20 protein-coding genes and 1 pseudogene are annotated in these 12,324 nt (G+C 46.9%); all 21 read left to right on the top strand.

The features are described from left to right. Nucleotides 1-4: 4 nt before the first annotated feature. Nucleotides 5-262, top strand: coding sequence for a 30S ribosomal protein S17 (gene rpsQ, locus ACM9J1_RS07575; protein ID WP_415581426.1), 258 nt, complete (start codon nucleotides 5-7; stop codon nucleotides 260-262). Between the two features lie 2 nt (nucleotides 263-264). Next, nucleotides 265-633: a 50S ribosomal protein L14 gene (gene rplN / locus ACM9J1_RS07570; RefSeq protein ID WP_108369288.1), complete on the top strand. Its 369-nt coding sequence runs from the start codon at nucleotides 265-267 to the stop codon at nucleotides 631-633. Nucleotides 634-645: 12 nt separating this feature from the next. After that, nucleotides 646-927: a 50S ribosomal protein L24 gene (gene rplX / locus ACM9J1_RS07565; RefSeq protein WP_415581425.1), complete on the top strand. Its 282-nt coding sequence runs from the start codon at nucleotides 646-648 to the stop codon at nucleotides 925-927. Nucleotides 928-929: 2 nt separating this feature from the next. Continuing rightward, nucleotides 930-1,481: a 50S ribosomal protein L5 gene (rplE, locus tag ACM9J1_RS07560; protein ID WP_415581424.1), complete on the top strand. Its 552-nt coding sequence runs from the start codon at nucleotides 930-932 to the stop codon at nucleotides 1,479-1,481. 3 nt (nucleotides 1,482-1,484) lie between these two features. Further along, the gene (gene rpsN / locus ACM9J1_RS07555; RefSeq protein WP_169523144.1) at nucleotides 1,485-1,754 is read left to right on the top strand and encodes a 30S ribosomal protein S14; all 270 of its coding nucleotides are present in this window, start codon (nucleotides 1,485-1,487) and stop codon (nucleotides 1,752-1,754) included. 142 nt (nucleotides 1,755-1,896) lie between these two features. Next, complete coding sequence (gene rpsH, locus ACM9J1_RS07550; protein WP_415581423.1) at nucleotides 1,897-2,295, top strand: 30S ribosomal protein S8; 399 nt, start codon at nucleotides 1,897-1,899, stop codon at nucleotides 2,293-2,295. 14 nt (nucleotides 2,296-2,309) lie between these two features. Then, on the top strand, nucleotides 2,310-2,852 hold the full coding sequence (gene rplF, locus ACM9J1_RS07545; protein WP_415581422.1) for a 50S ribosomal protein L6: 543 nt from the start codon (nucleotides 2,310-2,312) through the stop codon (nucleotides 2,850-2,852). Nucleotides 2,853-2,863: 11 nt separating this feature from the next. Continuing rightward, nucleotides 2,864-3,217 carry a 50S ribosomal protein L18 gene (rplR, locus tag ACM9J1_RS07540; protein ID WP_415581421.1) on the top strand — a complete coding sequence of 118 codons (354 nt, stop codon included), beginning with the start codon at nucleotides 2,864-2,866 and terminating at the stop codon, nucleotides 3,215-3,217. A 4-nt stretch (nucleotides 3,218-3,221) separates the two neighbouring features. Continuing rightward, entirely contained in the window at nucleotides 3,222-3,746 is a 525-nt protein-coding gene (rpsE, locus tag ACM9J1_RS07535; RefSeq protein WP_415581420.1) for a 30S ribosomal protein S5, read from the top strand. A 12-nt stretch (nucleotides 3,747-3,758) separates the two neighbouring features. Beyond that, entirely contained in the window at nucleotides 3,759-3,941 is a 183-nt protein-coding gene (gene rpmD, locus ACM9J1_RS07530) for a 50S ribosomal protein L30 (RefSeq protein ID WP_415581419.1), read from the top strand. An 11-nt stretch (nucleotides 3,942-3,952) separates the two neighbouring features. Continuing rightward, nucleotides 3,953-4,405, top strand: coding sequence for a 50S ribosomal protein L15 (gene rplO, locus ACM9J1_RS07525; RefSeq protein WP_415581418.1), 453 nt, complete (start codon nucleotides 3,953-3,955; stop codon nucleotides 4,403-4,405). A 14-nt stretch (nucleotides 4,406-4,419) separates the two neighbouring features. Next, entirely contained in the window at nucleotides 4,420-5,763 is a 1,344-nt protein-coding gene (secY, locus tag ACM9J1_RS07520) for a preprotein translocase subunit SecY (protein WP_415581417.1), read from the top strand. A gap of 3 nt (nucleotides 5,764-5,766) precedes the next feature. Continuing rightward, nucleotides 5,767-5,982 (top strand): translation initiation factor IF-1, encoded by a 216-nt coding sequence (infA, locus tag ACM9J1_RS07515; protein WP_415581416.1) that lies wholly within the window; start codon nucleotides 5,767-5,769, stop codon nucleotides 5,980-5,982. Nucleotides 5,983-6,101: 119 nt separating this feature from the next. After that, entirely contained in the window at nucleotides 6,102-6,218 is a 117-nt protein-coding gene (gene ykgO / locus ACM9J1_RS07510) for a type B 50S ribosomal protein L36 (RefSeq protein ID WP_114676954.1), read from the top strand. A 2-nt stretch (nucleotides 6,219-6,220) separates the two neighbouring features. Beyond that, a complete protein-coding gene (gene rpsM / locus ACM9J1_RS07505; RefSeq protein ID WP_415581415.1) occupies nucleotides 6,221-6,595 on the top strand; it encodes a 30S ribosomal protein S13 in 375 nt (124 codons plus the stop codon). A 9-nt stretch (nucleotides 6,596-6,604) separates the two neighbouring features. Next, on the top strand, nucleotides 6,605-6,988 hold the full coding sequence (rpsK, locus tag ACM9J1_RS07500; protein WP_415581414.1) for a 30S ribosomal protein S11: 384 nt from the start codon (nucleotides 6,605-6,607) through the stop codon (nucleotides 6,986-6,988). 157 nt (nucleotides 6,989-7,145) lie between these two features. Next, complete coding sequence (gene rpsD / locus ACM9J1_RS07495; protein WP_415581413.1) at nucleotides 7,146-7,751, top strand: 30S ribosomal protein S4; 606 nt, start codon at nucleotides 7,146-7,148, stop codon at nucleotides 7,749-7,751. Nucleotides 7,752-7,769: 18 nt separating this feature from the next. Then, entirely contained in the window at nucleotides 7,770-8,762 is a 993-nt protein-coding gene (locus ACM9J1_RS07490; protein ID WP_415581412.1) for a DNA-directed RNA polymerase subunit alpha, read from the top strand. Between the two features lie 26 nt (nucleotides 8,763-8,788). Beyond that, nucleotides 8,789-9,283: pseudogene (gene rplQ / locus ACM9J1_RS07485) on the top strand (50S ribosomal protein L17); the annotation flags it as partial. Nucleotides 9,284-9,682: 399 nt separating this feature from the next. Beyond that, complete coding sequence (carA, locus tag ACM9J1_RS07480) at nucleotides 9,683-10,783, top strand: glutamine-hydrolyzing carbamoyl-phosphate synthase small subunit (protein ID WP_415581411.1); 1,101 nt, start codon at nucleotides 9,683-9,685, stop codon at nucleotides 10,781-10,783. Between the two features lie 173 nt (nucleotides 10,784-10,956). Beyond that, the gene (eno, locus tag ACM9J1_RS07475; protein ID WP_415581410.1) at nucleotides 10,957-12,252 is read left to right on the top strand and encodes a phosphopyruvate hydratase; all 1,296 of its coding nucleotides are present in this window, start codon (nucleotides 10,957-10,959) and stop codon (nucleotides 12,250-12,252) included. The last annotated feature ends 72 nt before the right edge of the window (nucleotides 12,253-12,324 follow it).

Genomic DNA, 12,324 nt, shown 5'->3' with positions numbered 1-12,324 from the left:
ACAGATGGAAAAAAGAAATTTAAGAAAAGAAAGAATAGGTGTGGTGACTTCCAGCAAAATGGACAAGTCAATCGTGGTTTCTGAAACCCGTAAAGTAAAGCACCCATTGTATGGTAAATTCGTATTGAAAACGAAAAAATACCATGCGCATGACGAGACAAACGACTGCAACGTTGGTGACACCGTACGTATCTCTGAGACACGTCCATTGTCAAAAACCAAGTGCTGGAGACTAGTAGAAATCATTGAAAGAGCTAAGTAATCATGGTACAACAAGAATCAAGACTTAAAGTAGCAGACAACACTGGCGCGAAGGAAGTACTTACGATCCGCGTGTTGGGAGGAACCAAAAGAAGGTATGCCTCAGTTGGAGACAAGATTGTAGTTTCTATCAAAGATGCCACTCCGAACGGAAACGTGAAGAAAGGCGCTGTATCTACAGCCGTGGTAGTGCGTACGAAAAAAGAAGTGCGCCGTGCAGACGGTTCATACATCCGTTTCGATGACAACGCCTGTGTGCTTTTGAACGCACAAGGTGAGATGCGCGGAACCCGTGTATTTGGGCCGGTAGCACGTGAACTTCGCGAGAAGCAGTTCATGAAGATTGTATCACTGGCACCTGAAGTGCTTTAATTTATCAGAGAGATGATCAAGTTGAAAATCAAATCAGGCGACACCGTGAAAATCATCGCGGGCGACCACAAAGGTACAACCGGAACCGTAACACGCGTTTACAAAGAGAAAAACAAAGCCATCGTAGAAGGTGTAAACATGGTGTCTAGGCATACAAAGCCGAGCGCAAAGAACCCACAAGGCGGCATTGTTAAGAAAGAAGCGCCAATCCACATTTCTAACCTTGCCAAGGTTGAAGGAACGGCTAAGCCAGCAGCTAAAACTGCTAAAAAAGAAACCAAGAAAGCTAAATAATCATGGCATATATTCCAAGACTTAAGCAAGAGTACAAAGACCGCGTAGTGTCTGCTCTTAAAGAAGAGTTCGGTTATAAGAACGTAATGCAGGTGCCTAAATTGGAGAAAATCGTTCTCAGCCGTGGTGTTGGTGCAGCTGTTTCAGACAAGAAGCTCATCGACTATGCAGTTGAAGAAATGACAAAAATCACTGGCCAGAAAGCTGTGTCAACCATCTCTAAGAAAGACGTTGCGTCGTTCAAATTGAGGAAAGGCATGCCGATCGGTGCTAAAGTGACTTTGCGTGGCGAGCGTATGTACGAATTCCTCGACCGTTTGGTGACGACTGCTTTGCCAAGGGTTCGTGACTTCGGAGGCATCAAGGCTACAGGCTTTGATGGGCGTGGAAACTACAACCTCGGTGTAACGGAGCAAATCATTTTCCCTGAAATCGACATCGATAAAGTGAACAAGATTTCTGGTATGGACATCACTTTCGTGACTTCCGCATCAACCGACAAAGAAGCACAATCACTGTTGAGAGAATTAGGTTTACCTTTTAAAAAGAACTAAGACATGGCTAAAGAATCAATGAAAGCCCGCGAGGTGAAACGTGCCAAGACGGTTGCAAAATATGCCGAGAAAAGGAAAGCTTTGTTGGAAGCTGGAGATTACGAAGGTTTGCAAAAGTTGCCTAAAAACGCTTCGCCAGTAAGGATGCACAACCGTTGCAAGCTTACCGGAAGGCCGAGAGGTTATATGCGTCAGTTTGGTATTTCACGTGTTACTTTCCGTGAGATGGCCAACCAGGGTTTGATCCCAGGCGTAAAAAAAGCCAGCTGGTAAGCTGGTTATGTCAACAGATAATTGTACATTTGCCGGATTTTTGCCGCGAACGTGCAATTATTTGTTGATTTTCATTAGTGTTTAATGGCTCCAGGTTCAGTGGAAGGGTTCCGCTGAAAACCGTTGCCGCAATTATATAAATATGTATACAGATCCAATCGCGGATTTCTTGACCAGGATTCGCAACGCCGTGGCTGCAAACCACAAGGTTGTTGAGATTCCGGCTTCAAACATGAAGAAAGAAATCACCAAAATCCTCTTCGGTCAAGGCTACATCCTCAGCTACAAGTTCGAAGAAAACGGACCGCAAGGTTCCATCAAGATCGCGCTCAAGTACGACAAAGACACCAAAGAGCCGGTCATCAAAGACTTACAAAGAATCAGTAAACCGGGTTTGCGTAAATACGCAGGTTCTTCCGAAATCCCACGTATCCTTAACGGATTGGGCATTGCCATCGTTTCTACGTCTAAAGGCCTCATGACAGGCAAGCAGGCGAAGCAGCTCAACGTTGGCGGCGAAGTAATCTGTTACGTATACTAATAAAAGATAGGATTATGTCAAGAATAGGTAAAAACCCAATCGCAATCCCGTCAGGCGTCACTGTAGAAGTGGCCAACAATACGGTTACAGTAAAAGGTAAACTGGGCCAACTTTCACAAGATTACAGTGATGTAACAGTTAAAATGGAAGATGGTCAAGTAACAGTAGAGCGCTCTTCAGACGCTAAAGATCAACGTTCAAAGCACGGTCTATACCGCGCCTTGATCGCAAACATGATCACCGGTGTTTCAACAGGCTTCACTAAAGAACTCGAATTGGTAGGTGTAGGTTACAGGGCTTCAAACCAGGGACAAAAACTGGATTTGGCTTTGGGCTTCTCCCACAATATTATTTTAGAAGTGGCTCCGGAAGTGAAACTGGAGACGATTTCTGAAAAAGGTAAGAACCCGATCGTAAAGCTGACTTCGCACGACAAGCAATTGCTCGGCGCTGTAGCTGCGAAAATCCGTGGTTTCCGTAAGCCAGAACCATACAAAGGAAAAGGTGTGAAGTTCGTAGGCGAAGTATTGAGAAGAAAAGCAGGTAAATCAGCTTAATAAGTAAGATTATGTCATTAACTAAATCGGAAAGAAGACAAAGGATCCAGTACAGGATCAGGAAAATCGTCAACGGTACGGCCCAATCTCCAAGGCTCTCTGTTTTCAGGAGTAACAAAGAGATCTACGCCCAGTTGATCGACGATGTGAACGGCGTAACCTTGGCTGCTGCCTCTTCAAGGGAAAAAGGTGTTGATACAAAAGGCACCAACATTGAAGTAGCGGCTGCAGTAGGTAAGTTGATTGCCGAGAAAGCTTTGAAAGCCGGCATCGATACCGTATCGTTCGACCGCGGAGGCTATCTCTACCACGGACGTGTTAAATCATTAGCAGAAGGCGCAAGGGAAGCCGGACTTAAATTCTAAGACTATGTACCACAATTATAAGAATGTAGAAATCGTAAAGCCGAGCGGACTCGAATTGAAAGACCGTTTGGTGGCAGTGAACCGTGTAACCAAAGTAACAAAAGGTGGCCGTGCTTTCGGCTTTTCAGCCATTGTTGTCGTTGGTGACGAGAACGGTGTTGTAGGTCATGGTCTCGGAAAGTCTAAGGACGTTTCTGAAGCAATCGCAAAAGCGGTTGAAGATGCCAAGAAAAACCTCGTGAAGATTCCACTCTCTGGCCAATCTGTGCCGCATGAGCAAAAAGGTAAGTTCGGCGGTGCCCGCGTTTTCCTGATGCCAGCGTCGCACGGTACAGGAGTTATCGCCGGTGGTGCTGTTCGTTCAGTACTCGAGTCGGTAGGTATCCACGATGTATTGTCGAAATCACAAGGGTCATCAAACCCTCACAACGTGGTAAAGGCAACTTTCGATGCTTTACTGCAAATGAGGAGTGCGCACACCATCGCAAAACAGCGCGGTGTATCGCTTGAAAAAGTTTTTAAAGGATAATAACAGGAAATCATGGCTAAATTAATAGTAAAACAAGTTAGGAGTCAAATCAACTGCCCATTGACCCAAAAGAGAGGCCTCGAGGCGCTCGGGTTGCGCAGGATCGGACAGGTTGTTGAGCATGAATCAAATCCTGCTATCCTTGGGATGATTAGAAAAGTCAAACATTTGGTTTCCGTTACGGAATCAAAATAACAAGCTAAGAGATGAATTTAAGTAATTTACAACCGGCTCAAGGTTCCACGCACAACCAAAACAAAAGGGTAGGCCGTGGTGAAGGTTCAGGCAAAGGCGGCACTGCTGCACGTGGCCACAAAGGAGCCAAGTCACGCTCAGGTTACTCTAAGAAGATCGGTTTTGAAGGTGGACAGATGCCGCTCCAGAGGCGTGTGCCGAAGTTCGGTTTTACCAACATCAACCGTAAAGAATACCAAGGTATAAACCTGGATACTTTGCAGACGTTGGTGGACAACGGCATCGTGAAAGATTCAGTCGATATGACAACTTTCGTGGCGAACCGTTTGGCTACAAAGAACGAAATGGTGAAGGTAATGGGTCGTGGCGAATTGAAAGCCAAACTCACCGTTACCGCACATAAATTTACTGCTACCGCAAAGGCTGCTATCGAAGCTGCCGGCGGTGAAGCTGTAACATTGTAATCCCTTTTAATCAGATGAAGAAATTTTTTGAAGGAATTGCCAGTGTTTGGAAAATCGAGGAGCTGCGTAACAAGATCACTTTTACGCTGTTGCTCCTTTTGGTTTACCGTTTTGGTGCACACGTAACGCTTCCGGGCATCGATGCTACCCAATTGAACAGCCTGGCCGGGCAAACCAAACAAGGTATCGGTTCGATCCTTGACATGTTTACCGGTGGTGCGTTCTCAAAAGCGTCGGTATTTGCGTTGGGCATCATGCCGTACATTTCGGCTTCTATCGTGGTGCAGTTGATGGGAATTGCGATTCCATATCTGCAGAAACTCCAGAAAGAAGGCGAGAGCGGCCGTAAAAGGTTGAACCAGATTACGCGTTGGTTGACCATCGTCATCACACTCGTGCAAGGGCCGGGCTACATCTACAACATGTACCGTACATTGCCGTCAAGTGCATTTTTGATGGGCTTCGACTCGTTTTCATTCCTGTTCTCATCGGTGTTGATCCTTACTACGGGAACCATCTTCGCGATGTGGCTGGGTGAGAAAATCACCGACAAAGGCATCGGCAACGGTATTTCACTTTTGATTATGGTCGGAATCTTGGCCAGGTTGCCACAAGCGTTCCTTCAGGAATTTACTTCAACCATCACCAACAACAACGGCGGCCCGATGGTATTGGTAATAGAAGTTACGGTTTGGTTGCTCGTGATCATTGCCTGCGTATTGCTCGTCATGGCCGTTCGTCGTATTCCGGTGCAGTATGCCCGCAGGACAATGACCGGAGATTTCGAACAGGATGCTACAGGCGGTAATCGCCAATGGATTCCGTTGAAACTCAACGCAGCCGGCGTAATGCCAATCATTTTCGCGCAGGCGATTATGTTTATCCCTGCGGCGTTGGCTGGTTTGTCAAAATCGGATGCTTCGCAGACCATTGCCGGTACATTCAGCAATATGTTTGGTTTCTGGTACAATTTCGTGTTTGCATTGCTCATCATCGTTTTCACGTATTTCTATACGGCCATCACGGTTCCGACCAATAAAATGGCAGACGATCTTAAGCGCAGCGGCGGATTCATTCCGGGTACCAAGCCAGGGGTCGAAACAGCCGATTATCTGGATAAAATCATGTCGCTTATCACCTTCCCAGGTTCATTGTTCCTGGCGTTGATCGCTATTTTCCCTGCCATCGTGGTTGGGTTTGGCGTGCAGCAAGCTTGGGCGATGTTCTTCGGCGGCACGTCGTTGATCATTATGGTTGGCGTCGCAATCGATACGATTCAGCAAATCAATTCATACCTGCTCAACAAGCATTACGACGGCTTGATGAAAACAGGGAAGAACCGAAAAGCAGTAGCTTAATATATGGCTAAACAAGCAGCAATAGAGCAGGACGGATCAATCATCGAGGCATTGTCGAATGCAATGTTCCGCGTTGAATTGGAAAACGGTCACATTGTGATTGCACACATCTCCGGAAAAATGCGGATGCACTACATCAAGCTTTTGCCGGGCGATAAAGTGAAACTCGAAATGACGCCCTACGACCTGACAAAAGCACGCATCACGTACAGGTACTAATAACGAATGTAGCGGGGTGAAGGAGTTGCGTCTGTCCGCTCAAAACAAAAATTTAATCGAGATGAAACGAGCATGCGAGTTCCATCTGTCCTTTTAAAAAACAAATAAAGAAACGCCAGATGAAAGTAAGAGCATCAGTTAAGAAAAGAAGCGCCGACTGCGTCATCGTTCGCAGGAAAGGCAGATTATACGTAATCAACAAAAAGAATCCTAGATTTAAACAAAGACAAGGATAATTATGGCAAGAATAGCAGGGGTTGATATCCCAAAAAACAAAAGAGGAGTTATCGCTTTGACCTACATCTTCGGAATTGGTAAAAGCCGCGCCGCTGAAATCCTGGCCAAAGCCGGTGTCAGCGAAGACATGAAAGTGCAAGAATGGAATGACGACCAGATTGGCGCCATCCGTGATGCGGTTTCATACTACAAGATCGAAGGTGAATTGCGTTCTGAGACGTCTTTGAACATCAAACGTTTGATGGACATCGGTTGTTACCGTGGCATCCGTCACCGTTCTGGCTTGCCACTCCGTGGTCAGCGCACCAAGAACAACTCAAGGACTAGGAAAGGTAAGCGTAAAACTGTTGCTAACAAGAAGAAGGCAACCAAATAATAAGTAGAAATGGCTAAAGCAACTGCAAAGAAACGTAAAGTTGTCGTTGAATCGACTGGCGAGGCTCATGTTAGCGCTACGTTCAACAACATCATCATCTCTTTGACCAACAAAAAAGGCGAAGTGATTTCATGGTCGTCGGCTGGTAAAATGGGCTTCCGCGGTTCTAAGAAGAACACGCCGTATGCTGCCCAGATGGCTGCTGAAGATTGTGCAAAAGTAGCCTTGGAGGCCGGACTTAAGAAGGTAAAAGTGTATGTGAAAGGACCGGGTAACGGACGTGAGTCTGCCATCCGTTCATTGCACAACGGCGGTATCGAAGTAACCGAGATCATCGACGTGACACCAATGCCACACAACGGCTGTCGTCCACCGAAGAGACGTCGCGTATAATTAGTTGCTAGTTGTTAGTTGCTAGTTGTTAGAGGATTCTTCTAAAAACTAGCAACTAACAACTAGCAACTTCAAAAAGTAAGTATAACCCGGAGCAGATCAAGATTATCGGAGGATTTGACCTGAATTCATAATCACTGTTCCAAATAAATTAGAAATGGCAAGATATACTGGTCCAAAAACAAGGATTGCCCGTAAATTCGGCGAGGCAATCTTCGGAGACGACAAAGCCTTCGAAAAAAGAAACTATCCGCCAGGCCAACACGGCATGGCAAAAAAGAGAGGTAAAAAATCCGAGTACGCAGTGCAGCTCATGGAGAAGCAAAAAGCGAAATATACTTACGGAATCCTCGAAAAACAATTCCGCGGCCTGTTCGAAAAAGCAGCGGCATCCCGTGGAGTAACCGGTGAAGTACTCATCCAATTGTGCGAGGCACGTCTGGACAATGTAGTTTTCCGTATGGGAATTGCGCCTTCACGTCGCGCTGCCCGTCAAATCGTATCGCACCGTCACATTACCGTGAACGGCGAGTTGGTAAACATTCCGTCTTACCACCTCAAACCCGGCGATAAGGTTGCTGTCCGTGAAAAATCTAAATCTGTTGAAGCCATCGAGCGTTCACTGGCCAACTCTGCACATGTGTATGAGTGGATTACCTGGAACAACGACACCAAAGAAGGTGTGTTCGTTTCAGTTCCTGCCAGGTTGCAGATTCCAGAGAACATCAAGGAGCAACTTATCGTCGAATTGTACAACAAATAATAAGACAGCAGTCACATCATGGCAATATTTAATTTTCAGAAACCCGATAAAGTGATCATGATCGATTCGACAGATTTCGAAGGCAAATTCGAATTCCGTCCACTCGAGCCAGGTTACGGATTAACCGTCGGTAACGCACTTAGAAGAGTTTTGCTTTCTGCATTGGAAGGCTACGCAATCACGTCTGTACGTATCGAAGGAGTAGATCATGAATTTTCCACTATTTCAGGCGTTGTTGAAGATGTAACCGAGATTATCCTGAACTTAAAGCAGGTGCGTTTCAAGCGCCAGATTGAAGATGTGGACAACGAAACCGTTACCATTTCGGTATCGGGCAAAGAGCAACTCACTGCCGGTGATTTCCAAAAGTTCATTTCAGGTTTCCAAGTGCTCAATCCAGAGTTGGTCATCTGCAACATGGACAGCAAAATCAACCTGAATTTCGAATTAACCATCGAAAAAGGCCGTGGTTATGTTCCTGCTGAAGAAAACAAAAAGCAGAACGCCGCCATCGGAACCATTTTTACCGATTCGATCTTTACTCCGGTGAAGAACGTGAAGTATGCCATCGAGAACTTCCGCGTCGAGCAAAAGACCGACTACGAAAAGCTCGTTTTGGAAATCAAGACAGACGGTTCTATCAACCCGAAAGATGCGTTGACAGAAGCGGCAAAAGTACTGATCCACCACTTCATGCTGTTCTCTGACGAAAGGATTACCCTTGAAGCTGACGAAATTGCACAAACCGAATCTTACGACGAGGAATCACTGCACATGCGTCAGTTGTTGAAAACCAAACTCGTTGACATGGATTTGTCAGTTCGCGCCCTCAACTGTTTGAAGGCTGCAGAAGTTGATACCTTGGGCGACTTGGTTTCTTTCAACAAAAACGACCTGATGAAGTTCCGCAACTTCGGTAAAAAGTCACTCACAGAACTCGATGAGTTGGTAGCGGCCAAAAACCTGACCTTCGGAATGGACCTGAGCAAATATAAATTAGATAAAGACTAGTCTGGTACTAGCGAAATTATAGAGTAATGAGACACGGAAAGAAAATCAATCACTTAAGCAGGCAAGCCGGACACAGAAAACTGATGTTGGCCAACATGGCTTGCTCACTGATCGAGCACAAGCGCATCAACACCACTGTAGCCAAAGCGAAAGCCTTGAAAGTTTATGTTGAGCCGCTCATCACGAAATCTAAAGAAGACACGACGCACAACCGTCGTATTGTTTTCTCTTACCTGCGCAACAAGTATGCGGTTACCGATTTGTTCCGCGACGTAGCCGCTAAAATTGGCGACCGTCCGGGCGGATATACCCGCATCATCAAACTGGGCAACCGTTTGGGCGACAACGCCGATATGGCAATGATCGAACTGGTAGACTTCAACGAACTCTACAACGGCGGTAAGAAGGAAGAGAAGAAAGGCAGAAGCCGTCGTAGCAAAGCAAAAACGGGTGCAACTGCAACCGCTGCTCCTAAAGCTGAGGCGCCTGCACCGGTTGTTGAAGAGCCGACTACTGAAGCGCAAGTTGAAGAGACTGCACCAGTTGTTGAGGATACTCCGGCTGTTGAGCCAACCGCTGAAGCACCGGAAGCACCGGCTGCTGACGAAAGTTCAGAAGAAAAGAAAGAAGAATAGTGATTCAACTTTCAACATATCAAGGGACAAGCTTTTAGTTTGTCCCTTTTTTTATTTTTGAAGCGTCAGTTTACGTTCTTGGAGCCCGCGGCTCTCGATACGCTCCGCACTCGAGCCGCCAAATAAACGCCCTTGCCGCAATTTATCAACACCCGTTTTCATAACTAAATTTTCAACAAGCGTTCATTTCAATTAATTTTGCATCACCCGGTTTTACACCACTAACTACATGGCCGGAGCGCCGCGACAGTATGCGTCCGCCAGAAAAACGAATAACAACTACGAATGAAATACAACACAAGACAAAAAGCCATTCTACTGTTGGAGGACGGCACCATTTTCCACGGAAAATCCATCGGGATTGAAGGTACAACCACCGGTGAAGTCTGTTTCAACACCGGCATGACCGGTTATCAGGAAATCTTCACAGACCCGAGTTACTACGGCCAGATCATGGTGGCCACCAACGCGCACATCGGCAATTACGGTGTGAACGAACACGAAACCGAGGCCGACCGCATCATGATTTCAGGCTTGGTCGTCAAGAATTTCTCTTTCCACTATTCGCGGCCTGGCGCATCGGGCAGTTTGGAAGATTATTTCCGCAAACAAAACCTTGTTGCCATTTCCGACGTCGATACACGCGCGCTGGTGAGCTACATCCGCGAGCACGGTGCACAGAATGCCGTTATTTCCACAGACGGAAAGCCCATTGACGAGCTCAAGCAAATACTGAAAGACGTGCCCGATATGGTTGGGTTGGAGCTCGCTTCGGTTGTTTCAACCAAAGAGCCATATTACGTGGGTAACCCAGATGCCAAATATAAAGTAGCCGCGCTCGATTTGGGCATCAAGAAAAACATCCTTCGAAACCTGGTCAAGCGCGATTGTTACGTGAAAGTATTTCCGTTCAATACCAGTTTCGCCGAAATGGCCGAATTTAACCCGGATGGCTATTTCCTTTCCAACGGCCCGGGTGATCCGGAACCCTTGGAAAATGCCCAACAAGTTGCCCGCGATATTTTGGCCCAAGACGCGCCGCTGTTCGGCATTTGTCTCGGCCATCAAGTCATTGGTTTGGCCAACGGCATTTCTACTTATAAGATGTTTAACGGCCACCGCGGCATCAACCATCCCATCGGGAATCTGCTCACGGGCCATGGTGAAATCACCTCGCAGAATCATGGTTTCGCGGTCAACAAAGAAGAGCTTGAGGCGCACCCGGATTTCGAGATCACGCACCTGCACATCAACGACAAGACCGTAGCCGGCATGCGCATGAAGAACAAGAATTGCTTTTCGGTGCAATACCATCCGGAAGCCAGTCCTGGGCCGCACGATGCGAGTTATCTGTTTGACCAGTTCATTGCGAATATGGAAAAATAGTCGAAAGAGGAAAGAAAGACGGCCGACGCGCATTCTCCATTCCGCTGAAATCGTTATCGTTAATAACAAATTCACCAACATCAAAAGATGTTTTCTATTTTTGAAAATCTTAATACGTAATTATTAACGTCTAGTCGCTAACTACTAGCCACTAGCCACTAAAATTCATACACATGAGCATCATTGTAAAAATCCACGCCCGTCAAATTTTTGATTCCCGCGGCAACCCTACCGTAGAAGTAGATGTCATCACAGAAAACGGCGTTCTCGGACGTGCCGCCGTACCATCGGGCGCATCAACCGGTGAACACGAAGCGGTTGAACTGCGTGACGGTGGTAAGGCGTACATGGGTAAAGCCGTGCATAAAGCGGTCAAAAACGTGAACACCAGGATTGCTGAGGAATTGGTCGGGCTATCTGTTTTTGAACAGAACCTGATTGACCAGACGATGATTGAGCTCGATACCACACACAACAAATCCGAACTAGGTGCCAACGCCATTTTGGGTGTATCGTTGGCGGTAGCCAAAGCCGCGGCAAACGAACTTGGCCTGCCATTGTACCGTTACGTGGGCGGCGTTTCAGGCAATACGCTTCCGGTTCCGATGATGAACATCATCAACGGCGGTTCACATTCGGATGCGCCGATTGCCTTCCAGGAATTCATGATCATGCCGGTAAAGGCGAAGTCTTTTACCCAGGCGATGCAAATGGGAACAGAAGTGTTCCATCATTTGAAGAAAGTATTGCATGACCGCGGGCTTTCAACGGCGGTGGGCGATGAAGGCGGTTTTGCTCCTAATCTTGCGGGCGGAACGGAAGACGCACTCGACACCATCAAGAAAGCCGTAGAAAATGCGGGTTACAAATTTGGTGACGAAATCATGATTGCGCTGGATTGCGCCGCTTCTGAATTCTACAAAGACGGCGTATACGACTATACAAAATTCGAAGGCCCGAACGGCAAAAAGCGTTCGTCAGAAGAACAAGCCAACTACTTGGCGGAACTGGCGGCAAATTATCCAATCATTTCTATCGAAGACGGCATGCACGAAGACGACTGGGCCGGCTGGAAATCATTGACGGATAAAATCGGCAGCAAAGTTCAATTGGTAGGCGATGACTTGTTCGTGACCAATGTGCAACGTTTGGCCAAAGGCATCGACACCGGCACGGCGAATTCCATCTTGGTGAAAGTAAACCAAATCGGAACGTTGTCCGAAACCATTGCAGCCGTGAACATGGCGCACAATGCCGGATACACGTCGGTCATGTCGCACCGTTCAGGCGAAACCGAAGACAACACCATTGCCGATTTGGCCGTGGCGCTCAATTGCGGCCAGATCAAGACCGGCTCGGCTTCACGTTCAGACCGTATGGCAAAATACAACCAGTTGCTGCGCATTGAGGAAGAGCTCGGGACAACCGCGTATTTCCCCGGTTTGAAAGCGTTTAAAGTGAATCGGTAAGCGTTTGCCATTTTAAAATCAGGGCCCGTCGGATTTTTTCGTCGGGCTTTTTTTATATTTGGAAAAACAACA

This window comes from Flavobacterium longum (assembly GCF_965137575.1).
GTDB classification, from domain to species: Bacteria; Bacteroidota; Bacteroidia; order Flavobacteriales; family Flavobacteriaceae; genus Flavobacterium; species Flavobacterium longum.
The sequence above is the reverse complement of the archived record's forward strand: the minus strand, read 5'-3'. Positions and strand labels throughout refer to the sequence as shown.